Here is a 26,390-nt window from a genome sequence, read left to right as displayed (position 1 = left end):
GCTTGCGGCCCGTTCGCATTTTTCTTCGCAGCGCCTGCGCGCCGCCCCCGGTTTTTTCAGTCTTTTTGGCCTCTATACCATGACCCGCACCAGCCTGACCCAACTCGAAGCACGCGATGCCTTCATCGCCCGCCATATCGGCCCCTCCCCTTCCGAACAGGAAGCCATGCTGTCCACGCTGGGCTACGCCTCGCGCGCCGCGCTGATCGATGCGCTGGTGCCGGCCAATATCCGCAACCAGGGCGCGCTGCCCTTGGGCGCCTACTCGCAGCCGATGCCGGAACAGGAAGCCCTGTCGCGCCTGAAAGCCATCGCCGGCAAGAACCAGGTCCTGAAATCCCTGATCGGCCAAGGCTATTACAACACCTTCACGCCAGGCGTGGTGCTGCGCAATATCTTTGAAAACCCGGCCTGGTACACGGCGTACACGCCTTACCAGCCGGAGATTTCGCAGGGCCGCCTGGAAGCGATTTTGAACTTCCAGCAAGTGATCACCGACCTCACCGGCATGGGCATCTCGAACGCATCGATGCTGGATGAAGGCACGGCCGCCGCCGAAGCGATGACATTGATCCAGCGCGTGGGCAAATCGAAGTCCACCGTGCTGTACGTCGCCAATGACGTGCTGCCGCAAACCTTGGAAGTGGTGCAGACGCGCGCCCAGCCGATCGGCATCGAAGTGCGCACGTTTGATCCGGCCGAAATCGAGTCGCTCGATGACTGCTTTGGCGTGCTGCTGCAATACCCGGGCGTCAATGGCGTGGTGCGCGACTACCGCGCCGGCGTCGAAAAACTGCACGCCAATGGCGCGATGGTGATCGTCGCGGCCGACCTGCTGGCCCTGACCATGCTCACGCCTCCCGGCGAATGGGGTGCGGACGTGGTGGTCGGCAACAGCCAGCGCTTCGGCGTACCGCTCGGTTTCGGCGGCCCGCACGCCGGCTACCTGTCCACCCGTGACGCCTTCAAGCGCAATATGTCGGGCCGCCTGGTCGGCGTGACCGTCGATGCGCAGGGCAACAAGGCCTATCGCCTGGCCCTGCAAACGCGCGAGCAGCATATCCGCCGCGAAAAAGCCACCTCGAACATCTGCACCGCGCAAGTGCTGCTGGCCGTGATGGCCTCGATGTACGCCGTCTACCACGGCCCGGTCGGCCTGCTGCAGATCGCCAAGCGCGTGCACCGCTTTACGGGCGTGCTGGCCGCCAACCTGAAAACGCTGGGCCACAAGGTGGTCAACGAGACCTACTTCGACACCCTGACGATTCGCGTTGACAATGCAGAACAGCTGCACGCCACCGCGATTGCGCACGGCGTCAACCTGCGCAAGATCGACGCCACCCATGTCGGCCTGTCGCTCGATGAAACCACTACCCGCGACGATATCGCGCTGCTGTGGACCGTGTTTGCGCAAGGCGTGGCCAACGCGCCGGCCGCGCCGGATCTGGACGCTGTCGAAGCAGCCGTGGACAGCGCGCTGCCGGCGAATCTGGCACGCGAGAGCGCCTACCTGACGCATCCGGTCTTCAACAGCTACCACTCCGAACACGAAATGCTGCGCTACCTGCGCAGCCTGGCCGACAAGGACCTGGCGCTGGACCGCACCATGATCCCGCTCGGCTCGTGCACCATGAAGCTGAACGCCACGTCCGAAATGATCCCGGTCACCTGGCCAGAATTTTCGAACATCCACCCGTTCGCGCCCGATGCGCAGACCGTCGGCTACCGCGAGATGATCGCGCAGCTGGAAGAAATGCTGTGCGCGCTGACCGGCTATGCGGCCGTGTCGCTGCAGCCGAACGCCGGCTCGCAGGGCGAGTACGCGGGCCTGCTGGTGATCAAGGCGTATCACGAATCGCGCGGCGAAGGCCACCGCAATATCTGTTTGATTCCGTCGTCGGCGCACGGCACCAATCCGGCATCGGCCAATATGGTGGGCATGCAGGTGGTCGTCACCAGCTGCGACGCCAACGGCAACGTCGACCTGGCTGACTTGAAAGCCAAGGCGGAAAAACACAGCGCCAACCTGGCCTGCGTGATGGTCACCTACCCGTCCACCCACGGCGTGTTCGAAGAAGGCATCCAGGAACTGTGCGAGATCATTCACGCGCACGGCGGCCAGGTCTACATCGACGGCGCCAACATGAACGCGCTGGTCGGCGTGGCGGCACCCGGCAGTTTTGGTGGCGACGTGTCGCACCTGAACCTGCATAAAACCTTCTGCATCCCGCACGGCGGTGGCGGACCGGGCGTGGGCCCGATCGGTGTCGGCGCCCATCTGGCAAAATTCCTGCCTAACCAGCGCTCCACCGGCTACCGGCGCGACGAGGCCGATGCAGGGATAGGCGCCGTCAGCGCCGCGCCATTCGGCTCGGCCAGCATCCTGCCGATCTCGTGGATGTATATCGCCATGATGGGCGCCGAAGGCCTCACGGCGGCGACCGAGACGGCGATCCTGGCCGCCAACTACATCGCGCGCCGCCTGTCGCCGCACTACCCGGTGCTGTACTCGGGCCACGACGGCCTGGTCGCCCACGAGTGCATCCTGGACCTGCGCCCGCTCACCGACGCCACCGGCATCAGCAACGAAGACGTGGCCAAGCGCCTGATGGACTTCGGTTTCCATGCGCCGACCATGAGCTTCCCGGTACCGGGTACCTTGATGATCGAGCCGACCGAAAGCGAATCGAAAGCGGAAATCGACCGCTTTATCGATGCCATGATCGCGATTCGCGAAGAAATCGCCAAGGTCGCCAGCGGCGAATTCGACCACGACGACAACCCGCTGAAAAATGCGCCGCACACGGCGCAGGTATTGATGTCGGACGAGTGGAACCGCAAATACAGCCGCACCGTGGCTGCCTATCCGGTGGCATCGCTGCGCGAGCGCAAGTACTGGCCGCCGGTGGGCCGTGCCGACAACGTCTACGGCGACCGCAACCTGTTCTGCGGCTGCGCACCGATCAGCTCGTACGAAGAAGAGTAAACCTCAGCCGCCCGCGACAGCGGGCAGCTTGACGACAGCAGGCGACCGCAAGGCCGCCTGCTTTTTTTCGTCCCGGACAACAGACATTAGCACATTGCCTGCACGAGCACATGGCGGTACACTGTATAAACACCCAGTACTTAATTGCCAGTGCAAACGGCCGCACTCGGCAACAATGAAAGCCACCCCATGACAGAACTGAATAGGTACTTGGGAAAACATTTCCTTAACGAGGTACAGCTGGCCAGCGCAAGCGCCATGCATATCGATGAGCTCGATGCCCTGATACATGATCGGCTGCTTCCCGCACCATCGTATGTGGTCACCAACGCGGGAAACGTCTGTTCCTTTGTGTTCGGCGAGATGAGCGCGCCCGGCTCCACGCCCGGTCGTTACTTCCCGCCATCGCAACTGGCCTGGATCGATCGGGCACGCCGCGCCATCGCGGCCGGCGCCACGGCAGACATCGAGGCCAGCCTGAAGGCGCAGTTCACGGTCAACTTCGCCACGGCGCTGGCAACGCTGAATCTGTCCACCTGGCGTTTGCGCGACAGCTTCGGCGACGACGGCGCACCGATAGCCGGCGGCCTGCGCGTGCGTACCGATGCGGCGTGGGAGTACTTTTTGAACGGAACATTCGGCTTGTGCGTTGCTAATCCCATCTCCGAGGCGCACATCGCTTACAAGGAAGTGCTGCAGGAAAAACTCACGCAGATCAGTGATAACGGCAGTCAAACGGTGTTCTCTCCGCAGCAGGCGCAGGCGACGCACGAATTGATCGACGCCTACGCGGCGGCGTCCATGCCGTTCTCGCCGATTGAGTACGCTTCGAGCAGCCGCAAGCGACTGGTCGAGGACCTGCGCGCCAACCTCCGCGCATCGGCCGCCGCCGCTTGAGTCCGGTGGATGCCGCGCAGGCGCGCAGGTGACGGACAACAGGCAGGCCACGCGGCCTGCTTTTTTATTGGCCGTCCGGATTATCGAAGATCACTTCCAGCGCTTCGCCAAATCGCGGTGTATCGACCGGGTCCATCAGGTACACCGCATTGACCCGGTCATGCCTGGTGTGGATGCGCACGCAACGCCGGGCGCTGCGCCATTGATAGACCACGCGGCCAAGATCCCAGTCATCGTAGTCCACCGGCATGCCGAGCAACTGGAAAATATCGTCCAGCGGCCGCTCGGCCAGGTTCTTGACGCCGCGGAAATAAATCTCCGCCACCTCGGCGCTTGCCACTTCCGGGTATGTGTTTGCCATATGCCACCTCCTTGACATGATGCAGGGCTTCGTCAACTGCATGCTGGCGGCGTTCGGCCTGCTGTGCGCGCTCGGCATCCGCTATCCGCTGCAGATGCTGCCGGTGCTGCTGTGGGAGCTGACCTGGAAAACGCTGTGGCTGATCGTCGTCGCGCTGCCGGCCTGGCGCGCAGGGCCGCTGGACCAGGCCATGCTGGAGAACCTGTTTGCGGTCGGCGTGATGGTGATCATCCCGATCGCCATGCCATGGGGCCATGTGATCAAGACATACCTGAAGCAGCCGGGCGACCGCTGGACGCGGTCGACACCGTCGGCTGGCTGACAGAGCTTTTATTGAAATGTCACAGCGCCAGCATCGCCGCGCCCGGCACGGCCAGCGCGCCGGCCACCACGCCCAGCAGCACCACATCGCGCCGCTCGCCGCGCGCGCGGTTGGTGCTCCAGGCCGCAAACAACAGGGCCGCCGCGATACCACTGAGCAAAATTCCGAATTGCATCATATCCATCTCCTTTGATTAACAAGCTTGATTAAAAATGTAGCTACCTACCGGTAGGCAGTAAGTGTACAATAAAAAACACCGGCAGTGTCAACGCCCTGTTTTTTATTGAAAGGTAGTCCATGCAGCAGCACACTCTTCCCCGCACCGGCAGCTTCGGCCTGGCGGCATCCCTGGCCCTGGTGGCCGTCCTTGGCCCAGCCGGCATCGACATGTATCTGGCCTCGATGCCGGCCATGGCGCGCGAACTGCACACCTCGTATGCGAACGTGCAGCTGAGCCTGACGGTGTTCCTGCTGGCGATGGGCATGGGGCAATTGCTGTGCGGGCCGCTGACCGACATGCTGGGCCGGCGCCGGCCGTTGCTGGCAGGTATCGCGCTGTATATCGCCGCCGCCCTGTGGGCCGCGCAAGCCGGTCAATTGCACATCCTTCTGCTGGCGCGGCTGCTGCAGGGCCTGGGCGCGGCGCTGACCCTGGTGGTGGTGATGAGCATGGTGCGCGACGTGGCCGACGGCGTGCGGGCGGCGCAGCTGTTCGCGCTGCTGATGACCATCGTCGGCCTGGCGCCCGTGCTGGCGCCGGCCGTAGGCGGCATGCTGGACGCGCACTACGGCTGGCGCGCCGTGATGCTGGCGCTGGCCGGCCTCGGTGCCCTGACCCTGCTCAACAGCGCGCTGTTCCTGCCCGAAACCCTGCCGGCAGCGAAACGCGTGCCGCCGACAGGCGCGCTGCGCACCTATGCCCGCATCGCCCTGGACCGCGCCTTTCTGCTGCCGGCGCTGGCGCTGGCGGCCAGCTTCTTTTTCCTGTTCGCCTATATCGGCGGCGCCTCGCTGGTGTACCAGCACGATTTCGGCCTGCCGGCCGATACCTTCGGCCTGGTGTTCGGCGCCACCGGCGTGGCGGTGCTGCTGGGTGCGATGGCCAGCGGCCGCCTGGTGGGCCGTTACGGCGTGCTGCGCCTGTCGGTGGCGGGCGCCTGCGCCATGCTGGGCGGCGCCGTGCTGGCGCTGGCGGCGGCCGCGCTGGGACTGGGCTTGCCCGGCGTGCTGCCGGGCCTGTTCCTGGCGCTGGGCGGGTTGGGCGTGGCCGAAGCGACCCTGATGGCGATCGCCATGGGTTCGCAGCAGCGCGCGCTGGGTTCGACGGCGGCCCTGCTGGGCGCGATACAGATGACGATTTCGTCACTGGCCACGCCGGTGGCGGCCAGCCTGGCGCAGCTGGGGCCGCTGCCATGGCTGTTGTTCTTGACCGCGGCGGGCCTGCTGGTATCATGGCTGACGCTGGTCAGCGCCCGCTCCTGCCCCCTGCAGACGGCCAGCCTGCCATTACATTGATGCTCACTTGCTGAACCCTATGAAGAAACGCTCGGCCTCGGCCGATAACATCTGCGCCGTTGCCGTCGCCCATTTTTCCGACCACGGCTACGACGCCTCGTCCCTCAACGATATCGCCGAACTGGCCGGCATGCGCAAGGCCTCGCTGTACTCGCACTTCAGCGGCAAGGACGCGCTGTTCCTGGCCGTGTTCGACGATGCCCTGGAGCAGGAGCAGGCCTTCATGGACAGCTGCTTTGCCGATGAAGCGAGCCGGTTTGCCAGCGGCGGCCAGCAGGCCGGCTCGCTGTATTGCGACCGCATGGCCGAGCGCTATGCCGATTCGGCCCACTTGCGCTTCCTGCTGCGCACCGCCTACCTGCCGCCGGCGACACTCAAGGTGCAGGTGGGCGCCGGCTTCGAAGCGCTGCTGGTGCAACTGCTGCAGCACTACGTGGCCAGCCTGGGCCGCCTGGCCCCTGCCCTGCCGTCGGCGCGCATCGAACTGTATTCGCAAGCCTATCTGGGTATCGTCGACAGCCTGCACGTGGAACTGATCTATGCCGGCGGCGCCGCCTTGCAGCAGCGCCACGCGGCGCTATGGCAGATTTTGTCCGATTCGCTGTCGATTCAATCTTCTTAACCTCCTGAAAGACCCCATGAAACACAGCCTGCTTGCCCTTCTGCTTTTCAGCGCTTTCAACGTCCAGGCGGCGCCCTCGCAGACCGACCGCCAGCAACTGGAACAGGTGGTGGAAACCTTCCGCCTGTCCCTGATCAACAAGGACAAGGCCAGCTTCATGAAGCTGCTGTACAGCGAGACCATCCCCTGGATCGGCGTGATCAAGGACAAGAGCATGAACATGATTGAAGACCGGGGCGACAAGGTCAGCAAGATCACGCCCGGCGCCAGCGCCGTCAAGTTCATCGATTCCATCGTCAGCGACACGGAAGCGATCGAGGAGAAATTCGACAATGTGCGCATCGACAGTGATGGCGATATCGCCCAGGTCTACTTCGACTACAACTTCAACCGTGGCGACTATCGCTCCAACTGGGGCCAGGAGGCGTGGCAACTGGTGCGTACCACGCAAGGCTGGAAGATCAATTCGGTGATCTGGTCGATGGAATTGAATCCGCAAAAGCCGCCGAAAAAAGCACCCTGACGACACCCTGATCACGCGCTGGCTTTTTGCACCATCGCCAGCGGCGCCGGTACGGCCTCGTCCTCTTCCGAATGCTCGTACAGGGCCTGCATTTCCGCCGCCGTCGAGTTTCCGTTCAGCACATGCTCCAGGCGTTCGCGGTCCAGCGCGCCCACCCAGCGGGCAATCGCCAGCGTGCCCACCGCGTTGCCGATGGTATTGGTGATCGAGCGCGCCTCGGACATGAAGCGGTCCACACCCAGCAGCAGCACCATGCCGGCCACGGGAATGGTGCCCAGCGAAGCCAGGGTCGCCGCCAGGGTGATGAAGCCGGAACCGGTGACGCCGGCCGAGCCCTTCGAGGTCAGCATCAGCACGCCCAGCACGATGAACTGGTCCATCATGGAGAGCGGCGTATTGGTGGCCTGGGCGATAAAGATGGCCGCCATGGTGTAATAAATGCACTGGCCGTCCGGATTGAAGGTGACGCCGGCCGGTATTACCAGGCCCACCACAGGTTTCGAGACGCCCGCATGCTCGAGTTTGCGCATCAGTTGCGGCACCACCGATTCCGATGAACTGGTGCCCAGCACGGTGAACAGTTCTTCCTTGATATAGCGCAGGAACTTGTACAGGCTGAAACCGGAGACGCGGGCGACGATGCCCAGCACCACGAAGACGAACACGGCGCAGGTCAGATACATGGCACCCATCAGCTGGCCCAGCGACACCAGCGAGCCGAGGCCATATTTGCCGACCGTAAAGGCGATCGCGCCAAACGCGGCCAGCGGCGCCACGCGCATGATCATGCCGACGATAATGAACATGCTGTTGCAGAACGCTTCGAGGAAATCGACCACCGGCTTGGCGCGCCGGCCCATGTGCGACAGGGCAATGCCGAACAGGGTGGCGAACACGAGGATCTGCAAAATGTCGTTCTTGGCCAGCGCGTCGACCACGCTGACGGGCACCATGTGCAGCACGAAGTCGACAAAGCTGTGCGAGGACTTGGCGGCCGCCGCCGTATAGCTGGCGATGCTGCTGGTGTCGAGCGAGGCGGCGTCGATATTCATGCCCACGCCCGGCTTGGCGAGATTCACCACCAGCAATCCCAGCAGCAGCGCCAGGGTCGACATCACCTCGAAATAGATCAGGGCGCGGGCGCCGACGCGGCCCAGTTCCTTCATGCTTTCCATCTTGGCGATGCCCAGCACCACCATGGCGAAAATCACGGGCGCGAACACCATCTTGATCAGGCGGATAAAGCCGTCGCCCAGGGGTTTGAGGTCGGTGCCGAGCGCGGGGGAAAAATAGCCGAGCAGGCCGCCGGCGACCACGCCGATCAGCACCTGCACGTACAGCTTGCCAAAGATACGTTTGAACATGCTTGTCTCCTGTTATGAATTGCTTGCTTTCCAGCGCCCCCGCCGGCTCTGCGGCCGGTCAGGAGCATGGACCCTGCCCTTACGCCGCCTGCAATTGCGTGGCGGCAGCCAGGAAGTCGCACACGGCGCGCGTCACCTGCGCCGTGGTGGCGTTGCCGCCCAGGTCGCGCGTGTGCAGGGCCGGATTGGCCGTCACGTGCTCGATCGCCCGCATCACCTGTTTCGCGGCGTCGAATTCGCCCAGGTGTTCCAGCAGCATCACCACCGACCAGAAGGTGCCGACCGGATTGGCCAGGCCCTTGCCCATGATGTCGAAGGCCGAACCGTGGATCGGTTCGAACATCGACGGATAGCGGCGCTCGGGGTCGATATTGCCGGTCGGCGCAATGCCCAGGCTGCCGGCCAGCGCGGCGGCCAGGTCGCTCAAGATATCGGCGTGCAGGTTGGTGGCGACGATGGTGTCGAGCGTGGCCGGACGGTTGACCATGCGCGCCGTGGCGGCGTCGACCAGTTCCTTGTCCCAGGTGACGTCAGGGAAATCGCGCGACACTTCGACCGCGATTTCATCCCACATGACCATCGCATGGCGCTGCGCATTGCTCTTGGTAATCACCGTCAGGAGCTTGCGCGGCCGCGACTGCGCCAGCTTGAAGGCATAGCGCAGGATGCGCTCGACGCCGACGCGCGTCATCATCGACACATCGGTGGCCGCCTCGATCGGATGGCCCTGGTGCACGCGACCGCCCACGCCCGAGTATTCGCCTTCCGAGTTTTCGCGCACGATGACCCAGTTCAGGTCGTCCTGCGCGCAGCGCTTGAGCGGGCCGTCGATACCCGGCAGGATACGGGTCGGGCGCACGTTGGCGTACTGGTCGAAACCCTGGCAGATCTTCAGGCGCAGGCCCCACAGGGTGATATGGTCGGCGATGTCCGGGTCGCCGGCCGAACCGAACAGAATTGCGTCCTTGTTGCGCAAGGCATCGAGGCCGTTGGCCGGCATCATCACGCCGTGCTGGCGATAGTAGTCGCCGCCCCAGCCGAAATCTTCGAAGGCGAACGTGAAGCTGCTGCTGCCGGCGGCCAGCGCGGCCAGTACCTGCTGGCCGGCCGGCACGACTTCCTTGCCGATGCCGTCGCCTGGAATGGTGGCGATGTTGTAGGTTTTCATGAGGTGTCTCCTGGAATAAGGTGGTAGTGACACCACTCTACGCGGTGGACGCCACGCGCAATGCCCGCTAAACTCAATCCATTGTTAACCTCTGACTCCACAATCATGAGCAATGGCTTCCAGCCAGCCGAACTGGGCTTTATCGTCACCCTGTCCAGCGCAGGCAGCCTGAGCGGCGCGGCGCGCGAGCTGGGCATCACCACCTCGGCCGTCAGCAAGCGGCTGTCCATTATCGAAGCAAGGCTGGGCGTGCCGCTGGTGAACCGCACCACGCGGCGCATGAGCATGACGCCGGAAGGCGAGGTCTTGCTGGAGCATGCGCGCCGCATCCTGGCGGAAATTGCCGAACTGGACCAGTTGCTGGGTGCCTCGAAAAGCGCGCCGAAAGGACAGCTGCGCGTCAACGCCACCCTGGGCTTTGGCCGCCTGCATATCGCGCCGGCCATCTCGCGCTACGTGCTGCGCTATCCGGAAGTGGACGTGCAGCTGCAGCTGTCGGTCGATCCGCCCGCGCTGACGGACGACCAGTTCGACGTCTGCATCCGCTTTGGCGCGCCAGCCGACACGCGCGTGATCGCCAGGCGCCTGGCGCCCAACCGCCGCCTGCTGTGCGCCGCGCCCGCCTACCTGGCGAAACACGGCGAGCCGAAGACGCCTTTGGACTTGCGCCGGCATAACTGCATCAGCATCCGCCAGGGCGACGAAGCATATGGACTATGGCGCTTGTACGGCGGCAAGGAAGCCGAACGCGACGCGCAGGCCGTCAAAGTGCGCGGCAACCTGGCCACCAACGATGGCGAAATTGCCGTGAACTGGGCGCTGGACGGCCACGGCATCCTGATGCGGGCAGAATGGGATATCGAACGCTACCTGGAGACGGGGCGGCTGGTGCAGGTACTGCCCGGCTACCGCACGCCGGACGCCGATATCTACGCCGTGTATCCGCAGCGGCAGCAGCTGTCGGCGCGGATACGGACGTTTGTGGGTTTTTTGGGGGAGACGTTCGAGCGGTTCAAAGAACCTGGGGAGAACGGCAATCAAGGTTGAACGTTGCACGCCATCGGACTCAGGCCAAAATTTCAGCGCCGATCAGATGTCCACTTTCATCCAATTCAAGGTAAATATCAGGACCGCTGTAGGCCAGCAAATCGTGCAAGCGTATGGTTTTTTTTACCGCCCCAACCGAACCCGTTCCCGGGTGGCCTGGCAAGCGCAAATAGGCGACATCGGCGTCATCCTCGCTTATTTCAAGACTTATTTTTTCCATGCGCAGATCAATGTCATTCATAGATAGGATTTAAGTCTCATCGTATCAACATAGCTACACCTGGTAAAGCGTCGCCTGGTATCCGGACAATCCTGCGCGATGACTATGGCTCTTACTTCAACACCCGCTGCCCCAACATCGCCACCGCCCCCACCAGCGCAAACACCACCAGGAAACTGAAATAGTCGAGGCTGGCCAGCAGGGCCGCTTGCTGATTGAGTTGCGCCACCAGCTGGCTCAAGGCCACCTGCGGCGCCTGCGCGCCGTGGCTGGCGGCAAATACGGTGCTGAGCTGCCCCAGCGCCTGCTCGAACACCGCGTCGCCATGGGCAAAGCGTGACGTCAGCACCGCATAGTGCTCGCCGGTGCGCCATTGCAGGCCCAGCGCGGCGCCGGCCACGCCGGCCGCCAGGCCGAACTGCGACAGCATGTTCTTCAGTTGCTGGCCGTGGGCGAACGCTTGCTCGTCCTGCTGCAGACTGGCAAACGCCTGGATGGCGGTGGTGGCCATTACCAGGATAATAAACGCGCCATACGCGGCCACGGCCGGCATTACATGCAGCCACAGATCGGCCTCGCCGCTCAAGCGCGACAACAGCGCGCCGCACAAGGCCAGCGACAGGAAACCGGCCACATAGAATTTCTTCGGCGACGGGTATTTTGGCAGGATGTGCGCCATGATCCAGAACGCGATCAGCGCCGCCACCAGGCCGGCGCCCTGCACGCCGCCCACCACTTCCCAGCCGAAACCGAGCGCGCGCTGGGTCAGCACGGGCAGCATGTAGTTATTGGCGCCCAACACCAGGTAGCAGACGGTAAACAGCAGCAGCCCGGTCAGGTAGCGCGGCTGGCGCAGCCGGCTCAATACCAGGTAGGGCCGCGGGTGGGCGTGCTGGTGGCGCACGAAATACGCGATGGCGGCGGCGCCCAGCGCCCAGGTCGCCAGCAGCGGCACCGCGTTGCCATAGAAATCGTACGTGGCGCGCTGCAGCGCGTACAGGCTCAGCGCACAGCCGCCCAGCAGGGCCAGTAAGGCCACCGGATGCGCGTCCGAGCGCTGGTCGACGGGCACCGTGGTCGACGGCAGGCACTGCGTGGCGAGCAAGCCGGCAAGCATGGCAGCCGCCGCCAGGATCACGAAGATGGCCGTCCAGCTGTCATGCGCGACCGATTGCGCCGCCAGCCACGGCGCCAGCGCATTGCCGATCGCCAGCGCGCTGGCAAACGACTTGATGCCGGTAAAACGGCGCGGACCGGGCGGCATCAGGGTGATCAGCAAGCGCGCGCTGGTCATGAAGGCGGCGCCACCCATGCCCATCACGGCGCGGCCGACCAGGAACTGGTGAAAGTCATTGCTGGCGCCGCAGATGGCCGCTCCCGCCACGAACACCACCACCGAACTGACGATAAAGCCGCGCCAGCCCAGCCGCTCGACCAGCCAGCCCTGCTTGGAGATCGCCGCGATCGCCACCACCGCATACACCACCGTGGCCAGGGTGAATTCCTCGGGCGAGGCGCCGATCTCGCCCATGATGGGGCCGGCGCCAAAGGCGATCATGCCGGCCTGCAGGAACTCGATCGCGTTCAGTACAAAGATGGTGGCCAGCAAGGTCTTTTCGCGCGGATGCCTGACGGTCATCTCAACGGCTCCTGCCCAGATTGGCGGCGATCACGGCCTCGGCCTGCTCTGCGGCCTGCGCCAGTTCGCCGTCGAACACGGCGGTGCGCCAGGCGGGCCGGCCGGAAGGCGTGCTGGCGGCCAGCAGGCCGCCGCGCTGGCGGGTATCGACCGCCACCCGCATCGACAGGCCGATTTTCAAAGGATGGGCCGCCAGTTCCTGCGCATCGAGCGCGATGCGCACCGGCACGCGCTGCACCACCTTGATCCAGTTGCCGGTGGCGTTCTGTGCCGGCAGCAGGGCAAATGCGCTGCCCGTGCCCGCATCGAGACCGGCCACGCGGCCATGGTAGCGCACCGTGTTGCCATACACATCGGCGCGCAGCTCGACCGGCTGGCCGATGCGGATGCCGTGCAATTGCGACTCCTTGAAGTTGGCGCTGACCCACATCTGCCCGGGCGGCACGATGGACATCAGCGCGGCACCTGCCGCCACGCGCTGGCCCAGCTGCACGTTGCGGCGCGTGACTAAGCCGCTGACAGGCGCACGCAAGGTGGTGCGGTGGGCCGCCACCCAGGCATCGCGCAGCTGGGCGCTGGCGGCCAGCACGTCCGGATGGCCGGCCACGCTGGTCTGGTCGGTCAGGGCGCTGGCCGACAGCGACTGCTGTTCGGCCACCGCCAGCGCGGCGCGCGCCGTGCGCAGCGCGTCCTCGGCATGGCTGATTTCCTCGCCCGACACCGCCCCGCTGCCGGCCAGGCTGCTGCGCCGCGCCAGGTCGGTTTCGGCGCGCGCCACGTCGGCCCGGCGCAACACGATGGCGGCGCGGCCCTGGCCGGAACTGGCGAACTGGGCGCGCACCTGCCGCACCGTTTTCGCCAGCTGCGCCTCGGCGCGCGCCAGCGCCAGTTGCGCGTCGACCTCATTGAGTTGCACCAGCACCTGGCCGGCCTGCACGTAATCGGTATTGTCGGCAGCAATCGCCGTCACGCTGCCGTTCAGCTGCGGCGTGACCTGTACCACGTTGCCTTCGACATAAGCGTCTTCGGTTACTTCATGGTTGCTTGGCGCCAGCAGCCACCAGGCAATCAGGGCGCTGCCGGCCAGCAAGGCGGCAATCGCCACGGTTTTGGAGGGGGAAATGGAGGTCATGAAAACTAACTGCCCAGGCAGATAAATAGTTAAAAAAAACGCGCAAGTTCAGCGCGCGGCCGATGCGATCACCCGCTGCAGGAAACCCTGGAACTGTTCGACTTCTTGTGCAGTAAAACCGTCGAGCGAACGACCATGCACCACGCGCGCCGCTTCCATCACGCGCGGATACAGGGCGTGGCCCTCGTCGGTCAGTTCGAGGATCTGGCTGCGCCGGTCTTCCAGGCAGCGCATGCGGCGGATGATGCCCTTCTCTTCGATGCGGTCCAGCAAGCGCTTCATGGCGCCGCTGTCATAGCCGAGAAAGGCCGTGAACTCCGTCAGCGTGCGCGCCCTTTTGTGGGCGATGCCAACCACCACCAAGAACTGCGCGGCCGTCAGGTTGAGCGGCGTCATCTCGCGTTCCATATCGGCCAGGAAGGTATTGCGGGCGTGCGTCAGCAAAAAGCCGAAGCCGCCGCCAAACATCTGGTTCCATTCCAGGGTCGTATCGAAATTCATGGGCGCCTGCCTTGCCGAGGTGGTTAACAATTACCTGCCTGAGCAGGTAGTTGGCAATTATACCCGATAGTTTTCACTGACATTACGTTTCCGCAATGTAAGGATTTTTTGCTTGACCTTGCCAAGCTGCACTTTTATCATGCGTGCATTATTCATTTTACGGAGTCCCACGTGGGTACTTGTTCCAGTGACAGTAGTCGATCTTGCATCGACAATTAATCCCGGCAAGCACGCGACTCTTCCGCCGCGCCTTGCCGAGCAAGGTGCGGTCCGCAACAGGTTTCCCTGTTGCGCACTCTCCCCCTGACCATTGATTGTCCTGACGGACGGCGCTGAGCCCGACCGTGGGTGCGGCTTGTTGCCGCCCTCCCGGTAACAAGTCTCGCCTGATCTCCCTGCACACACAGGAGTCGGTGATGATCTGGCATCAAACTTTACAACGCAATTTACTACGCAACACGCAACTGCCCGCGCTGGCGCTGGGCCTGCTGCTGGCCGCGCCCGATGCGCCCGCCGGCCGCCCCTTGACAGTGGACGACGCCGGCATTGCCGACCGCGGCAACTGCCAGCTGGAAAGCTGGGTTGACACCAGCGGTGGCCAGTCGGCTGCCTGGGCCATGCCCGCTTGCAATTTCACGGGCAACTGGGAACTGGCACTCGGCGCCGCCTCGCTGCCCGCCGACAGCGGCCACCGCAACGCCGCTGTCCTGCAAGGCAAGACCGTGCTGCGTCCGGTGACGGACAACGGCTGGGGCGTCGGCCTGGTGCTGGCGCGGCAAGCGGGCGAACAGGCGGCGACCAGCATCAACCTGCCCGTCAGCCTGGCCTGGCAAGGCCAGGATACTTTGCTGCACGCCAACCTGGGCGCGATACGCCCGCAAGGCGCCCATACGGCGGCGACCTGGGGCCTGGCCCTGGAACGGCAGCTGGGCGAACTCACCGGCATCGGCCTGGAACGTTTCGGCCAGCGCGGCGGTGGCGCCACCACCCAGCTGGGCCTGCGCCGCGCCATCGTGCCCGGCCGCCTGCAGCTCGACGCCAGCTGGGGCCGCAAGTCGGACCAGCCGCGCGCCAAGACCTGGTCGCTGGGCCTGGTCTGGACCGGCGCGCCGTTGCAATAAGCCCGTTGCGGTAAATAAAAAAACATCGTATCCATCACTAGCCTGAAAGGAAGAGCCATGACCCTCTTCACCCGCCTGTTCGAATCGTTCCTGCGCAAGCGCCACACGGCCGGCCATTTTCGCCGCCAGGCCATGCCTTTGGCAAACAGCACCGCCCGGACCGTACCTGTGCCCGACCACCTGGCGCGCCAGTTGCTGGCCGCCGCCACCGAAGCCCTGCCGGCCGCACTGGCGCGCCTGGCCACGCGTGAAACGGGCCTGTCCGGCGACGAGGCGCACGCCGTGCTGGCGCAGACCGGCCCGAATGAAGTCGAACACGAAAAGCCGCTGGCCTGGTACCAGCATCTGTGGCTGTGCTACAAGAACCCGTTCAACCTGCTGCTGACGGTGCTGGCCATCGTTTCCTACCTGACCGAAGACGTCAAGGCCACCATCGTCATCGGCAGCATGGTGATCCTGTCGACCCTGCTGCGCTTCGTGCAGGAAGGCCGCTCGAACCGCGCCGCCGAACGCCTGAAAGCGATGGTCGGCAACACCGCCACCGTGCTGCGCGATGGCGCGCAAGCGGAATTGCCGATCCGCGCCCTGGTGCAGGGCGACATCATCGTGCTGTCGGCAGGCGACATGATTCCCGCCGACTGCCGCCTGCTCACCGCCAAGGACCTGTTTGTCAGCCAGTCGGCGATGACGGGCGAATCCTTGCCGGTGGAAAAAATGGCCGAACTGGCCGATGGCAATGGCAATGGCAAGAATCCGATGGACCTGACCAACCTGCTGTTCATGGGCACCAATGTGATCTCGGGCGCCGCCACGGCGCTGGTGCTGGCCACCGGCAACCGCACCTATTTCGGCGCGATCGCCACCCGCGTCACGGCCACCGAACGCACGCCGACCGCGTTTGAAGCCGGCGTCAACAGCGTCAGCTGGCTGCTGATCCGCTTTGCGCTGGTGATGGCGCCGCTGGTGTTCCTGATCAATGGCTGGACCAAGGGCGACTGGATGGAAGCCTTCCTGTTCGCCCTCTCCGTGGCGGTGGGCCTGACGCCGGAAATGCTGCCGATGATCGTCACCAGCACCCTGGCCAAGGGCGCCGTGAAGCTGGCGAAAAAGAAAGTCGTCGTCAAACGGCTGGATGCGATCCAGAACTTCGGCGCCATGGACGTGCTGTGCACCGACAAGACGGGCACCCTGACGCAGGACAAGATTGTGCTGGAACGCCATACCGATGTGTTCGGCCAGCCGTCCGACGAGGTGCTGCGCTTTGCCTACCTGAACAGCCACTACCAGACCGGCCTGAAAAACCTGCTCGACCGCGCCGTGCTCGACCATGTGCAGCTGCAGACGGAAATGCAGCTGGCGCGCGACTATGTAAAGGTCGACGAGATCCCGTTCGATTTCGTGCGCCGCCGCATGTCGGTGGTGGTGTCCGAACGCAATGATCACCACGAGCTGATCTGCAAGGGCGCGGTCGAGGAAATGCTGGCCGCCTGCAGCCATATGCGCCTGGACGGTGTCGACGTGCCGCTCGACACCCATCTTCTCGACCGTGTGCTGGCCACCACCCACGGCCTGAACGCCGAAGGCTTGCGCGTGGTTGCCGTCGGCGTCAAGGAAGTGCCGCCGCACAAAACCGTGTATGGCGTGGCCGATGAAACGGCGCTGACCCTGATCGGCTATGTGGCCTTTCTCGATCCGCCGAAAGAATCGACGGCGCCGGCCCTGCGCGCGCTCAAGGAACATGGCGTGACGGTGAAAGTGCTGACCGGCGACAACCACCTGGTGACGGCGAAGATCTGCCGCGAAGTGGGCCTGGCCGTGCGCGGCGTGCTGCAGGGGCCCGAGCTGGACGACATGGACGATGCGCAAGTGGCGCAGGCGGCCGAAAGCCATACCGTGTTTGCCAAGCTCAGCCCGCTGCACAAGGAGCGCCTGGTGCGCGCCCTGCGCGGCAACGGCCATATCGTCGGCTTCATGGGCGACGGCATCAATGACGCGCCGGCCCTGCGCGCGGCCGATATCGGCATCTCGGTCGATTCGGCCGTCGATATCGCCAAGGAAGCGGCCGACATCATCCTGCTGGAAAAAAGCCTGATGGTGCTGGAGGAAGGCGTGCTGGAAGGCCGGCGCACCTTCAGCAATATGCTGAAATATATCCGCATGACGGCCAGCTCGAACTTCGGCAATGTGTTTTCCGTGCTGGTGGCCAGCGCCTTTCTGCCCTTCCTGCCGATGCTGCCGCTGCATCTGCTGGTGCAGAACCTGCTGTACGACGTGTCGCAGATCGCGATTCCGTTCGATAACGTCGATGCCGAACTGATCCAGCAGCCACTGAGCTGGAACCCGCGCGACATCGGCCGCTTCATGGTGTTTTTCGGTCCACTGAGCTCGATCTTCGACATCAGCACGTTTATCCTGATGTGGCATGTGTTCGGCGCCAATACGCCGGCCCAGCAGACGCTGTTCCAGTCCGGCTGGTTCGTCGTGGGCCTGCTGACGCAGACCCTGATCGTGCACCTGATCCGCACGCCGAAGCTGCCGTTTATCGACAGCATCGCCTCGGTGCCGCTGCTGGTGGCGACCACGGCCATCATGGCGGTGGGCGTGTTCCTGCCGATGGGACCGCTGGCCAGCTACTTCAAGCTGCAGGCGCTGCCGCTGGCCTACTTTCCGTGGCTGCTGGCCATCCTGGTCGCCTACACGGTGCTGACGACCCTGATGAAACGCGTTTATCTGCGCAAATTCGGCTGGCAATAGTATGATGTGCCGCTTGTAACCACCGTGAAGGCGCGCATGAGCGGCACACTCTCTTCCAGACGGCCCAAGGCCATTTTGCTGTCAACCCTGGTCTTTCCCGGCACCGGACATCTGCTGCTGGGCCGCAAGGCGCGCGGCGCGCTGTTCATCGTGCCGTCATTGATCGCCCTGCTGCTGGTGATCAACAACATCATGCAGCGCACGGGGCAGATCATGGACCAGATCAACAGCGGCGCGCTGCCGCTCGACGTGCAGCTGATCACGGAAAAAGTGGCGGCCCTGTCCGCCAACGACGGCCCCGGCATGCAAGTGGCCGTCGGCGTGCTGGTCGCCTGCTGGATCGCGGCGCTGGTCGACCTGCTGTTCATCAAGTAATGGTGTCGGCAGCTTCCGCGCGCAAGGCGCAGCTGCGGCGTGAACAGCATGCGGCCAAGCGCCAGGACGATGGCGGGCCGCTGGCCTGGCGCGGCTGGTTCGACGGCTCGGCCCACCCGAATCCGGGCCGTCTCGGCATCGGCGCCCTGCTGCTGGGGCCCGATGGCGAACGCATCGAGATCAGCGAGCCGGCCGGCGACGGCGACAGCAGCGACGCCGAATATGCGGCCCTGACCGCCTTGCTGCGGGCGGCGCTGCTAGTGAAGCCGGCGCAGCTGCTGCTGCATGGCGACAGCCAGGTGGTGATCCATGATGTGCTGGGCAGCGCGCGGGCACAAGGCCTGGCGACGCAGCGCGCCACGGTGCTGGCGCTGATGGAACAATTGCCCGACGTGTCGCTGCGCTGGGTGCCGCGTCACCGCAATGGCGACGCGGACCGGCTGTCGCAGATGGCGATTACCGCCGCGACGAGTAGGTCGGATTAGCGGCGGAACGCCGCGTAATCCGACAATATTGTTGACGTCACGGGTGGTGTCGGATTACGCGCGAAGCGCTAATCCGACCTACGCTGCGAGCTTGAACACGCTGACCACCTCGGCCAGCTTGTGCGCCTGATTCTGCATCGACTCGGCCGCCGCGGCCGCTTCTTCCACCAGCGCCGCGTTCTGCTGCGTGACGGCATCCATCTGGCCGATGGCGCGGTTGATCTCGTCGATGCCCACGCTCTGCTCGCTGCTGGCGGCCGTGATTTCGGTAATGATGTCGCTCACGCGCTGCACGCTGGCAACGATATCGTTCATGGTCGAGCCGGCCTGGGCGACCAGCATGCTGCCCGCGTTGACCTGCTCGACGGACGCGCCGATCAGCGTCTTGATTTCTTTCGCCGCCTGGCTGGACCGCTGCGCCAGGTTGCGCACTTCCGAGGCGACCACCGCAAAACCCCTGCCCTGCTCGCCCGCGCGCGCCGCTTCCACCGCCGCGTTGAGGGCCAGGATATTGGTCTGGAAGGCGATGCCGTCGATCACGGCAATGATGTCGACGATCTTGTTCGAGGACGAGTTGATCGAGTCCATGGTGCCGACCACCTGCGCCACCACCTCGCCGCCCTTGAGCGCCACTTGCGCGGCCGAGGCCGCCAATTGATTGGCCTGGCGCGCATTGTCGGCGTTCTGTTTCACGGTCGAGGTCAGCTCTTCCATCGACGACGCGGTTTCTTCCAGCGAGCCGGCCTGCTGTTCGGTGCGGCTCGACAAATCCTGGTTGCCGGCCGCGATCTGCGTCGACGAAGTGGCGATGCTGTCGGTGCCGCCCCGCACTTCGGCCACGATGGTCAACAGGCTGGCGTTCATGTCCTTCAACGCTTGCAGCAATTGCCCGGTTTCATCTTTGGCACTGGCGTCGATCCGCGCCGTCAGGTCGCCATCGGCCACGCGGCGCGCCACGCCCACGGCCGTGCGCAGCGGATGGACGATGCTGATCGTCAGCAGCCAGGCGCAGACGGCGCCAAAGGCCAGCGCCAGCGCGGCCAGGCCCAGCAGCAGGTTGCGGCTGGTGACGGCCATCGCGTCGATATTGCGTGCGGTGGCATCGATGCTGGCGCGCTGGTGCAACAGCAGGTCGAGCACATGTTTCTGGTATTTGGCCGAGCCGGGCACGAAGGTAGTTTCAAATACCGCCTTTGCCTCATCAAGCTGGTCTGCCGCTTTCAGCTTGTTGATCTGGTCGCGCGAACTGAGGTAGACCTTGCGCATCTCGCTGACCTGTTTGAAGATTTCTTTTTCTTCGTCGGCCGACAGCAAGGCCTCGATTTTTTTCTGCAACTCGCTTGAAGCGGCCGAGGACGCTTTCGCTTCCTCCGCAAAATAGGGCCCCAGCGAGGTGTCGCTGCTGCGTGCAATCGCCGTGGTACGGCGGATGCCGCTGTCGATCTTGCTGTACCAGTCGGAAATATAGCGTTCCTTGGCCAGCGGCTGCTCCATCATGTCACGCGTATCCTGCGCAACATTGTGCAGGCGCCAGACGCTGATGCCGGTGATCAGCATGGAAAACAACAAAATGCCGGCAAAACCCAGGCCCAGGCGTACACCGATGCTGACGTCTCTTAATAAATTCATATGATTACCCCGGGAGATGCTGTTTGAACGCAAATTGCGTCAGAGCAGCACGGTAAAAGAAAAACAAGAAGAGAGCAAGCTGGAAAGGGGAAGGTGTTGCAGGCGGCACGCATGGACGCGCGCCGCCGGGGAAAATCTAGCGCGTGCGGCCCAGGCGCAGGGCCGGCGCCGCTTGCGGCCTGGCTGCCGGCTTGCGTGCGGCCGCCTGGTGGTCGAGCTTGAAGACGCTGACGATCTGCGCCAGCTTGTGCGCCTGGTCCTGCATCGATTCCGCGGCCGCGGCCGCTTCTTCCACCAATGCCGCATTCTGCTGCGTGACGGCATCCATCTGGCCGATGGCGCGGTTGATCTCGTCGATGCCCACGCTCTGCTCGCTGCTGGCGGCCGTGATTTCGGTAATGATGTTACTCACGCGCTGCACGCTGGCAACGATGTCGTTCATGGTCGAGCCGGCCTGGGCGACCAGCATGCTGCCCGCATTGACCTGCTCGACGGACGCGCCGATCAGGGTCTTGATTTCCTTCGCCGCCTGGCTGGACCGCTGCGCCAGGTTGCGCACTTCGGAGGCGACCACCGCAAAACCCCTGCCCTGCTCGCCCGCGCGCGCCGCTTCCACCGCCGCGTTGAGGGCCAGGATATTCGTCTGGAAGGCAATGCCGTCGATCACGGCGATAATGTCGACGATCTTGTTCGAGGACGAGTTGATCGAGTCCATGGTGCCGACCACCTGCGCCACCACCTCGCCACCCTTGAGCGCCACTTGCGCGGCCGAAGCCGCCAGTTGATTGGCCTGGCGCGCATTGTCGGCGTTCTGTTTCACGGTCGAAGTCAGCTCCTCCATCGACGAGGCGGTTTCTTCCAGCGAACCGGCCTGCTGCTCGGTGCGGCTCGACAAGTCCTGGTTGCCGGCCGCGATCTGCGTCGACGAGGTGGCGATGCTGTCGGTGCCGCCCCGCACTTCGGCCACGATGGTCAACAGGCTGGCGTTCATGTCCTTCAACGCTTGCAGCAATTGCCCGGTTTCATCTTTGGCACTGGCGTCGATCCGCGCCGTCAGGTCGCCATCGGCCACGCGGCGCGCCACGCCCACGGCCGTGCGCAGCGGATGGACGATGCCGATCGTCAGCAGCCAGGCGCACAGCACGCCGAACACCAGCGCCATCGCGGCCAGGCCCAGCAGCAAGTTGCGGCTGGTGACGGCCACCGCATCGATATCGCGCGCGGTGGCGTCGATGGCGGCGCGCTGGTGTTCCAGCAGGTCGAACACCATCTTCTGGTAGGTGGCGGCGGCCGGCACAAAGGTTTTTTCAAACACCTCGTTGGCGGCCTCGGCCTGGCCGTCGCCCTTCAGCTTGTAGACCTGGTCGCGCGAGCCCAGGTAGACCTTGCGCTGCTCGAGCAAGGCGGCGAACATGGCTTTTTCCTCGGGCTGGGCTATCAGCGCCTCGATTTTCTTTTGCAGCTCGGCCGAGCTGGCTGACGAGACCTTCGATTCCTCGGCAAAATATGCGCTCAGTGACGTGTCCGAACTGCGGGCAATCGCGATGGTGCGGCGCACGGCGCTGTCGATGCGGCTGTACCAGTCCGAAATATGGCGCTCCTTGGCCAGCGGCTGCTCCATCATGGCGCGCGTGTCGGCCGCCACGTCGTGCAGGCGCCAGACGCTGATGCCGGTAATGAGCATGGAAAACAGCAGGATGATGGCAAAACCGGCGCCCAGGCGCGTGCCGATGCCGACGTTTCTGAATAAGTTCATGGAAAATCCTTGGGAGCTGAGCCGGACTGCGCAACAGGCTCGCGGCACTGCGCAAGGCGTGCTGGCTGGCTGCTGGAGGAATCGGGCGTAATCATGAAAAGAGGCGCACGGTTTGCAAGCAAACCATGCGCCTGTCACCCCACGGCAAACTGCGGGGCTGAGATGGTATCGCGGCTAAGGGATCAGGCCGCCAGTTTTTCGATCAGGCCCATGTCGGCGCTCGACATCAGCTGGTCGATATCGACCAGGATCAGCATGCGCTCGTCGATGGTGCCCAGGCCGATCACGTATTCGGTATTGATCGAGCGGCCCATGTCAGGCGCCGGCTTGATCTGTTCCGGCAGCAAGGTCGTCACGTCGGAGACGCGGTCGACCACCATGCCGACCACGCGGTTGCCGATATTGAGGATGATGACGACGGTAAACTGGTCATAGCTGGGCGTGCCCAGGTTGAACTTGATGCGCATGTCGACGATCGGCACGATGATGCCGCGCAGATTGACCACGCCCTTGACGAATTCGGGGGCGTTGGCGATGCGGGTCGGCGTTTCATAGCTGCGGATTTCGCTGACTTTCTGGATATCGATGCCGTATTCTTCCTGGCCAAGGGTAAAGGCCAGATACTCGGCGGCCTTGGCAACGGTGGCGCCGGACTCGCTGGTGGTGGTATTCATGATATTCCTTTGATAGGCAGAAAATGCGCCGGCCCACGGGCCTGGCGCACGCTGCGTGAAAATTACTAAATAATGCACTGGAATTGCAATGCAGCAATGTTACCGCATGTAAATTTTCATTGCACTAAAAAAGAACAGCGGGCGGCGCGGGACGACCGCGGCCCGTGTTTTATGCCACACTGGCGGCTTTGCTTTTCACGACATTCTCAACATGCAAGTTTTGCTTACACAATGGCAGCCGCGCCTGCTGGCGCTGGCGTCCGCCGGCCTCGGCGACGACAGCGCCCACGATATCAACCACCTGCACCGTGTCTGGCGCAACGCGTCCATCCTGCTGCAGGATTACCCGCAGGCAGATGCCCTGGTGGTGATGGCCGCCTGCTATCTGCACGACCTGGTCAACCTGCCGAAAAACCATGCCGAACGCCACCTTGCCTCGCGCCAGGCGGCCGCGCTGGCTTGCCGCCAGCTGGCCGAACTCGGTTTTCCAGAAGACAAATTGCCCGCCGTCGCCCACGCGATCGAGACCCACAGTTTTTCCGCCAATCTGGCGCCCACCACCATCGAAGCGCAGATCGTGCAGGACGCCGACCGTATCGACGCGCTGGGCGCGGTGGGCCTGGCGCGCATGTTTTATACGGCGGCCCGCATGGACAGCGCGCTGGCCCATGGCAGCGATCCGCTGGCGCTGCACCGCCCGCTCGACGACAAGGCGTATTCGCTGGACCATATCGTCACCAAGCTCGACAAGCTGCCCGGCAAGATGCAGACGCCGGCCGGCCGCGCGCTGGCAGGGCAACGGCTGCAGATCCTGCTCGACTTCCGCGCCACCTTTGCCGAGGAATGGGGCGCTGGCGCGGCTGGCGCCTGATGCAAGCGAGCGGCAAGCGTGCGATAGCCAGCGCGGCGCGCGCTGTCTATAATACAAGGTCCAGCCAGCGCGCTGCAGCGTTCCGGCGCCGGCGCCACGCCAACCATTCCAGCCTCGCGGCCGTACTGCCGCGCGGTGCGCGCCGAAAGCTTGCATGACCGACAACGCCACGCCCGACTCTTCCCCACCCGCTGCGCCAGCGCGCGCCGGCAATCTCAATTTCATCCTGGTCTGCGTCTTTATCGACATGCTGGGCATCGGCCTGGTGGTGCCGGTGCTGCCGATCCTGATCGGCGACTTTGTCGATGGCAAGGACCAGCAAGCCATGTGGTACGGCATCATGGCGGCCGTGTTCGGCTTGCTGCAATTTATCTTCATGCCGATGCTGGGCGCCATCAGCGACCGCGTCGGGCGCCGCCCCGTGCTGCTGTATTCCATGGCCGGCATGTGCGTCAATTTCCTGGCCACCGGCTGGGCGCCCAACCTGGCCTGCCTGTTTATCGGCCGCATTATCGGCGGCGTGTCGTCGGCCAGCATGTCGGTCGCTTCGGCCTATGCCTCCGATATTTCCACGCCGGACAACCGCGCCAAAAGCTTCGGCAAGATCGGCGCCGCCTTCGGCCTGGGATTTATCTGCGGCCCCATGCTCGGTGGCTTGCTGGGCGATATCAACCTGCACCTGCCCTTCTTTGTGGCGGCCGGCCTGTCGGCGGCCAATTTTGTGTATGGCTATTTTTTCGTGCCGGAGTCGCTGGCACCTGGCCCGCGCGCGCCGTTCACCCTGGCCCGTATCAACCCGTTCGCGGCCCTGGTCAAACTGGCGCGGCGGGTGGAGATTCGCGGCCTGGTGCTGGCCTTCGGCCTGATGACGTTTGCGCAAATGATGCTCAACACCACCTGGGTGCTGTACACGCACTTCCGCTTCGACTGGACGCCGCGCCAGAACGGCATCGCGCTGTTTTGCGTGGGCCTGTGCGCGGCGGTGGTGCAGGCCGGCCTGCTGGGCATCCTGATCAAGCGCCTGGGCGAAGTACGTTTGTCGCTGCTGGGCATGGCCTCGGGCGCCATCACCTATCTGCTGTATGGCCTGGCCACCGAAGGCTGGATGATGTACGCGCTGATCCTGTGCAACCTGCTGGCCTTCGCGGCCGGCCCAGCCCTGCAGGGCATTATCTCGAAAGGGTCGGCGGCCGGCGAACAGGGTGAACTGATGGGGTCATTGCAGTCGATCAGCAGCCTGGGCATCATCATCATGCCGCTGCTGGGCAGCATTATTCTCGGCGAAGTCAGCCATTTGCCGGCCAATGACTGGCGCATCGGCAGCACCTTTTTTGTCTGCGCCATCATGCAGACCCTGGGCATGATCGTGGCCTGGCGTTACTTCAAGACGCAAGGTGACACAGGGTTGGTGGTATCCGCCACAAAATAGACCGCCGCACAACATTGCCATAGGGCAATATAGGGATGAAAATGCGTTACAATAAAATACAAGATCGCAGATAAACCGCAGAATGGGCCGCGCCTTACCGGAGCGTGAGCCGATGGCAAGCAAGGATGGGTATGACTGACTTTTATTGCAGCGCCTGGCGCCGTACCGCGGCCGCATTGTCGCTGGCATTGCCTGCGCTGGCCTTGCCCCTGGCGGCATGGGCCAATTGCTCGCGCGACATCCATGTCCCCGTGTCGCAGATCGGCGCCAGCGTGGTCGGCAGCGGCGTCACGGTCAGCGGCATCTACCCGGAGATACTGCGCAGCCTGGGCGCCAAGATGGGCTGCAATTTCGTCTTCAGCGTGGTGCCGCGCGCCCGCCTGGAAGCCTTGTATGAAACCGGCAAGGCCGACATCCTGATTCCGGCCAGCAGCACGCCGCGGCGCGACCAGCATGGCCTGTTCATTCCCCTGCTGGGCAACCGCCCGCTGCTGATTTCCCTGCAAGGCGCGCGCGAACCGGTCAACAGCATGCAGGAACTGATCGAACGGCGCGAACTGCGCGTGGCGCTGGTGCGCGGCTACGACTATGGCCACCCCTACCAGGCGCTGGCCAAGGAACTGAGCAGCCAGGGCCGGCTGTTCTACGAAGTCGACGCCCTGTCGATTGCGCGCCTGATGCAAAGCGGCTTTATCGACGCCACCATCATGAACCCCACCATTTTGTCGGGCGCGGTACAAAACGATGCGCGCGTGCTGGGCCTGGCCGACCGCCTGCGCCTGGAAGCGCTGCCGGAACTGCCCTGGGGCCTTTCCGGCGCCTATATTTCGCGCAAATCGCTCAATGCGAACGACCAGACGGTGCTGCGCGAACTGCTGGAAAAAGCCGCCCGCTCGGGCGCCATCATGGAAAGCTTCCAGCGCAGCCACCGCGCCGAGCTGCTGTCGTCCAGCATCCGGCCGCGCTAGGCGCCCTTGCGGGCGCCTGCCTCTGCCTGCT

The 26,390-nt window shown here is 64.0% G+C and carries 25 protein-coding genes; 14 read left to right on the top strand and 11 right to left on the bottom strand.

The window, feature by feature from the left end; translation table 11 throughout:
- Positions 1-79: 79 nt before the first annotated feature.
- Together gcvP and ACP7B7_RS10490 are read left to right on the top strand one after the other, a co-directional pair.
- Complete coding sequence (gene gcvP, locus ACP7B7_RS10495) at positions 80-2,986, top strand: aminomethyl-transferring glycine dehydrogenase (protein ID WP_426076643.1); 2,907 nt, start codon at positions 80-82, stop codon at positions 2,984-2,986.
- Positions 2,987-3,175: 189 nt separating this feature from the next.
- Positions 3,176-3,883: a DUF6058 family natural product biosynthesis protein gene (locus tag ACP7B7_RS10490; protein ID WP_426076642.1), complete on the top strand. Its 708-nt coding sequence runs from the start codon at positions 3,176-3,178 to the stop codon at positions 3,881-3,883.
- 64 nt (positions 3,884-3,947) lie between these two features.
- On the opposite strand, the gene ACP7B7_RS10485 is transcribed toward ACP7B7_RS10490, so the two are convergent.
- Positions 3,948-4,244 (bottom strand): hypothetical protein, encoded by a 297-nt coding sequence (locus ACP7B7_RS10485; RefSeq protein WP_426076641.1) that lies wholly within the window; start codon positions 4,242-4,244, stop codon positions 3,948-3,950.
- A gap of 16 nt (positions 4,245-4,260) precedes the next feature.
- On the opposite strand from ACP7B7_RS10485, the gene ACP7B7_RS10480 reads away from it, so the two are divergent.
- On the top strand, positions 4,261-4,566 hold the full coding sequence (locus tag ACP7B7_RS10480; protein ID WP_426076640.1) for a hypothetical protein: 306 nt from the start codon (positions 4,261-4,263) through the stop codon (positions 4,564-4,566).
- Between the two features lie 19 nt (positions 4,567-4,585).
- Here ACP7B7_RS10480 and ACP7B7_RS10475 read toward each other — a convergent pair whose 3' ends face one another.
- Positions 4,586-4,744 carry a hypothetical protein gene (locus ACP7B7_RS10475; protein ID WP_308920478.1) on the bottom strand — a complete coding sequence of 53 codons (159 nt, stop codon included), beginning with the start codon at positions 4,742-4,744 and terminating at the stop codon, positions 4,586-4,588.
- 119 nt (positions 4,745-4,863) lie between these two features.
- On the opposite strand from ACP7B7_RS10475, the gene ACP7B7_RS10470 reads away from it, so the two are divergent.
- Genes ACP7B7_RS10470 through ACP7B7_RS10460 form a run of 3 tightly spaced genes read left to right on the top strand, consistent with a single transcriptional unit; the run spans position 4,864 to position 7,226 of the window.
- Entirely contained in the window at positions 4,864-6,081 is a 1,218-nt protein-coding gene (locus ACP7B7_RS10470; protein ID WP_426076639.1) for a Bcr/CflA family efflux MFS transporter, read from the top strand.
- A gap of 19 nt (positions 6,082-6,100) precedes the next feature.
- Positions 6,101-6,703, top strand: coding sequence for a TetR/AcrR family transcriptional regulator (locus tag ACP7B7_RS10465; RefSeq protein WP_308920476.1), 603 nt, complete (start codon positions 6,101-6,103; stop codon positions 6,701-6,703).
- Between the two features lie 16 nt (positions 6,704-6,719).
- Positions 6,720-7,226: a nuclear transport factor 2 family protein gene (locus tag ACP7B7_RS10460; RefSeq protein ID WP_426076638.1), complete on the top strand. Its 507-nt coding sequence runs from the start codon at positions 6,720-6,722 to the stop codon at positions 7,224-7,226.
- A gap of 11 nt (positions 7,227-7,237) precedes the next feature.
- On the opposite strand, the gene ACP7B7_RS10455 is transcribed toward ACP7B7_RS10460, so the two are convergent.
- Positions 7,238-8,590: a dicarboxylate/amino acid:cation symporter gene (locus tag ACP7B7_RS10455; RefSeq protein WP_426076637.1), complete on the bottom strand. Its 1,353-nt coding sequence runs from the start codon at positions 8,588-8,590 to the stop codon at positions 7,238-7,240.
- A 79-nt stretch (positions 8,591-8,669) separates the two neighbouring features.
- Positions 8,670-9,758, bottom strand: coding sequence for a tartrate dehydrogenase (locus tag ACP7B7_RS10450; RefSeq protein ID WP_426076636.1), 1,089 nt, complete (start codon positions 9,756-9,758; stop codon positions 8,670-8,672).
- Between the two features lie 105 nt (positions 9,759-9,863).
- Here ACP7B7_RS10450 and ACP7B7_RS10445 point away from each other — a divergent pair, with 105 nt between their 5' ends.
- The gene (locus tag ACP7B7_RS10445) at positions 9,864-10,805 is read left to right on the top strand and encodes a LysR substrate-binding domain-containing protein (protein ID WP_426076635.1); all 942 of its coding nucleotides are present in this window, start codon (positions 9,864-9,866) and stop codon (positions 10,803-10,805) included.
- Between the two features lie 19 nt (positions 10,806-10,824).
- Here ACP7B7_RS10445 and ACP7B7_RS10440 read toward each other — a convergent pair whose 3' ends face one another.
- The 4 genes from ACP7B7_RS10440 to ACP7B7_RS10425 form a co-directional block, all read right to left on the bottom strand.
- On the bottom strand, positions 10,825-11,046 hold the full coding sequence (locus ACP7B7_RS10440; RefSeq protein WP_426076634.1) for a DUF2283 domain-containing protein: 222 nt from the start codon (positions 11,044-11,046) through the stop codon (positions 10,825-10,827).
- Between the two features lie 91 nt (positions 11,047-11,137).
- Positions 11,138-12,664 carry an MFS transporter gene (locus tag ACP7B7_RS10435; protein WP_426076633.1) on the bottom strand — a complete coding sequence of 509 codons (1,527 nt, stop codon included), beginning with the start codon at positions 12,662-12,664 and terminating at the stop codon, positions 11,138-11,140.
- Between the two features lies 1 nt (position 12,665).
- Positions 12,666-13,796, bottom strand: coding sequence for an efflux RND transporter periplasmic adaptor subunit (locus tag ACP7B7_RS10430; protein WP_426076632.1), 1,131 nt, complete (start codon positions 13,794-13,796; stop codon positions 12,666-12,668).
- Positions 13,797-13,844: 48 nt separating this feature from the next.
- Complete coding sequence (locus ACP7B7_RS10425) at positions 13,845-14,297, bottom strand: MarR family winged helix-turn-helix transcriptional regulator (protein WP_426076631.1); 453 nt, start codon at positions 14,295-14,297, stop codon at positions 13,845-13,847.
- A 416-nt stretch (positions 14,298-14,713) separates the two neighbouring features.
- Between ACP7B7_RS10425 and ACP7B7_RS10420 the strand changes: the two genes are divergently transcribed.
- The 4 genes from ACP7B7_RS10420 to ACP7B7_RS10405 are packed head-to-tail and all read left to right on the top strand — an operon-like array spanning position 14,714 to position 19,032.
- A complete protein-coding gene (locus ACP7B7_RS10420; RefSeq protein ID WP_426076630.1) occupies positions 14,714-15,418 on the top strand; it encodes a hypothetical protein in 705 nt (234 codons plus the stop codon).
- A 57-nt stretch (positions 15,419-15,475) separates the two neighbouring features.
- Positions 15,476-18,172, top strand: a complete 2,697-nt coding sequence (gene mgtA, locus ACP7B7_RS10415; protein WP_426076629.1) for a magnesium-translocating P-type ATPase — start codon at positions 15,476-15,478, stop codon at positions 18,170-18,172.
- 36 nt (positions 18,173-18,208) lie between these two features.
- Positions 18,209-18,547, top strand: a complete 339-nt coding sequence (locus ACP7B7_RS10410; RefSeq protein WP_426076628.1) for a hypothetical protein — start codon at positions 18,209-18,211, stop codon at positions 18,545-18,547.
- Positions 18,547-19,032 (top strand): ribonuclease HI family protein, encoded by a 486-nt coding sequence (locus tag ACP7B7_RS10405; RefSeq protein ID WP_426076627.1) that lies wholly within the window; start codon positions 18,547-18,549, stop codon positions 19,030-19,032. The genes ACP7B7_RS10410 and ACP7B7_RS10405 overlap by 1 nt, the downstream gene beginning before the upstream one ends.
- 78 nt (positions 19,033-19,110) lie before the next feature.
- Here ACP7B7_RS10405 and ACP7B7_RS10400 read toward each other — a convergent pair whose 3' ends face one another.
- The 3 genes from ACP7B7_RS10400 to ACP7B7_RS10390 form a co-directional block, all read right to left on the bottom strand.
- A complete protein-coding gene (locus ACP7B7_RS10400) occupies positions 19,111-20,661 on the bottom strand; it encodes a methyl-accepting chemotaxis protein (RefSeq protein WP_426076626.1) in 1,551 nt (516 codons plus the stop codon).
- A 136-nt stretch (positions 20,662-20,797) separates the two neighbouring features.
- Complete coding sequence (locus ACP7B7_RS10395; protein ID WP_426076625.1) at positions 20,798-22,417, bottom strand: methyl-accepting chemotaxis protein; 1,620 nt, start codon at positions 22,415-22,417, stop codon at positions 20,798-20,800.
- A gap of 182 nt (positions 22,418-22,599) precedes the next feature.
- Positions 22,600-23,091 (bottom strand): chemotaxis protein CheW, encoded by a 492-nt coding sequence (locus ACP7B7_RS10390; RefSeq protein WP_308920459.1) that lies wholly within the window; start codon positions 23,089-23,091, stop codon positions 22,600-22,602.
- A 211-nt stretch (positions 23,092-23,302) separates the two neighbouring features.
- Between ACP7B7_RS10390 and ACP7B7_RS10385 the strand changes: the two genes are divergently transcribed.
- The 3 genes from ACP7B7_RS10385 (at position 23,303) to ACP7B7_RS10375 (ending at position 26,359) form a co-directional block, all read left to right on the top strand.
- Positions 23,303-23,962: an HD domain-containing protein gene (locus tag ACP7B7_RS10385; RefSeq protein WP_426076624.1), complete on the top strand. Its 660-nt coding sequence runs from the start codon at positions 23,303-23,305 to the stop codon at positions 23,960-23,962.
- Between the two features lie 154 nt (positions 23,963-24,116).
- Complete coding sequence (locus ACP7B7_RS10380; protein ID WP_308920457.1) at positions 24,117-25,391, top strand: TCR/Tet family MFS transporter; 1,275 nt, start codon at positions 24,117-24,119, stop codon at positions 25,389-25,391.
- Positions 25,392-25,522: 131 nt separating this feature from the next.
- On the top strand, positions 25,523-26,359 hold the full coding sequence (locus ACP7B7_RS10375) for a substrate-binding periplasmic protein (protein WP_426076623.1): 837 nt from the start codon (positions 25,523-25,525) through the stop codon (positions 26,357-26,359).
- Positions 26,360-26,390: the final 31 nt, after the last annotated feature.

The sequence above is a fragment of the Janthinobacterium sp. PSPC3-1 genome (genome assembly GCF_049896105.1).
Taxonomy (GTDB): Bacteria; Pseudomonadota; Gammaproteobacteria; order Burkholderiales; family Burkholderiaceae_D; genus Janthinobacterium.
This window is presented reverse-complemented; position numbering and strand designations above follow the sequence as displayed.

Coding starts and splice junctions, on each gene's coding strand:
- ACP7B7_RS10480 (WP_426076640.1), top strand. CDS start 4,261: ATGATGCAGGGCTTCGTCAACTGCATGCTGGCGGCGTTCGGCCTGCTG.
- mgtA (WP_426076629.1), top strand. CDS start 15,476: ATGACCCTCTTCACCCGCCTGTTCGAATCGTTCCTGCGCAAGCGCCAC.
- ACP7B7_RS10380 (WP_308920457.1), top strand. CDS start 24,117: ATGACCGACAACGCCACGCCCGACTCTTCCCCACCCGCTGCGCCAGCG.
- ACP7B7_RS10465 (WP_308920476.1), top strand. CDS start 6,101: ATGAAGAAACGCTCGGCCTCGGCCGATAACATCTGCGCCGTTGCCGTC.
- ACP7B7_RS10470 (WP_426076639.1), top strand. CDS start 4,864: ATGCAGCAGCACACTCTTCCCCGCACCGGCAGCTTCGGCCTGGCGGCA.
- ACP7B7_RS10445 (WP_426076635.1), top strand. CDS start 9,864: ATGAGCAATGGCTTCCAGCCAGCCGAACTGGGCTTTATCGTCACCCTG.
- ACP7B7_RS10375 (WP_426076623.1), top strand. CDS start 25,523: ATGACTGACTTTTATTGCAGCGCCTGGCGCCGTACCGCGGCCGCATTG.
- ACP7B7_RS10395 (WP_426076625.1), bottom strand. CDS start 22,417: ATGAACTTATTCAGAAACGTCGGCATCGGCACGCGCCTGGGCGCCGGT.
- ACP7B7_RS10390 (WP_308920459.1), bottom strand. CDS start 23,091: ATGAATACCACCACCAGCGAGTCCGGCGCCACCGTTGCCAAGGCCGCC.
- ACP7B7_RS10490 (WP_426076642.1), top strand. CDS start 3,176: ATGACAGAACTGAATAGGTACTTGGGAAAACATTTCCTTAACGAGGTA.
- ACP7B7_RS10400 (WP_426076626.1), bottom strand. CDS start 20,661: ATGAATTTATTAAGAGACGTCAGCATCGGTGTACGCCTGGGCCTGGGT.
- ACP7B7_RS10425 (WP_426076631.1), bottom strand. CDS start 14,297: ATGAATTTCGATACGACCCTGGAATGGAACCAGATGTTTGGCGGCGGC.
- ACP7B7_RS10405 (WP_426076627.1), top strand. CDS start 18,547: ATGGTGTCGGCAGCTTCCGCGCGCAAGGCGCAGCTGCGGCGTGAACAG.
- ACP7B7_RS10420 (WP_426076630.1), top strand. CDS start 14,714: ATGATCTGGCATCAAACTTTACAACGCAATTTACTACGCAACACGCAA.
- ACP7B7_RS10410 (WP_426076628.1), top strand. CDS start 18,209: ATGAGCGGCACACTCTCTTCCAGACGGCCCAAGGCCATTTTGCTGTCA.
- gcvP (WP_426076643.1), top strand. CDS start 80: ATGACCCGCACCAGCCTGACCCAACTCGAAGCACGCGATGCCTTCATC.
- ACP7B7_RS10435 (WP_426076633.1), bottom strand. CDS start 12,664: ATGACCGTCAGGCATCCGCGCGAAAAGACCTTGCTGGCCACCATCTTT.
- ACP7B7_RS10385 (WP_426076624.1), top strand. CDS start 23,303: ATGCAAGTTTTGCTTACACAATGGCAGCCGCGCCTGCTGGCGCTGGCG.
- ACP7B7_RS10450 (WP_426076636.1), bottom strand. CDS start 9,758: ATGAAAACCTACAACATCGCCACCATTCCAGGCGACGGCATCGGCAAG.
- ACP7B7_RS10485 (WP_426076641.1), bottom strand. CDS start 4,244: ATGGCAAACACATACCCGGAAGTGGCAAGCGCCGAGGTGGCGGAGATT.
- ACP7B7_RS10455 (WP_426076637.1), bottom strand. CDS start 8,590: ATGTTCAAACGTATCTTTGGCAAGCTGTACGTGCAGGTGCTGATCGGC.
- ACP7B7_RS10430 (WP_426076632.1), bottom strand. CDS start 13,796: ATGACCTCCATTTCCCCCTCCAAAACCGTGGCGATTGCCGCCTTGCTG.
- ACP7B7_RS10460 (WP_426076638.1), top strand. CDS start 6,720: ATGAAACACAGCCTGCTTGCCCTTCTGCTTTTCAGCGCTTTCAACGTC.
- ACP7B7_RS10475 (WP_308920478.1), bottom strand. CDS start 4,744: ATGATGCAATTCGGAATTTTGCTCAGTGGTATCGCGGCGGCCCTGTTG.
- ACP7B7_RS10440 (WP_426076634.1), bottom strand. CDS start 11,046: ATGAATGACATTGATCTGCGCATGGAAAAAATAAGTCTTGAAATAAGC.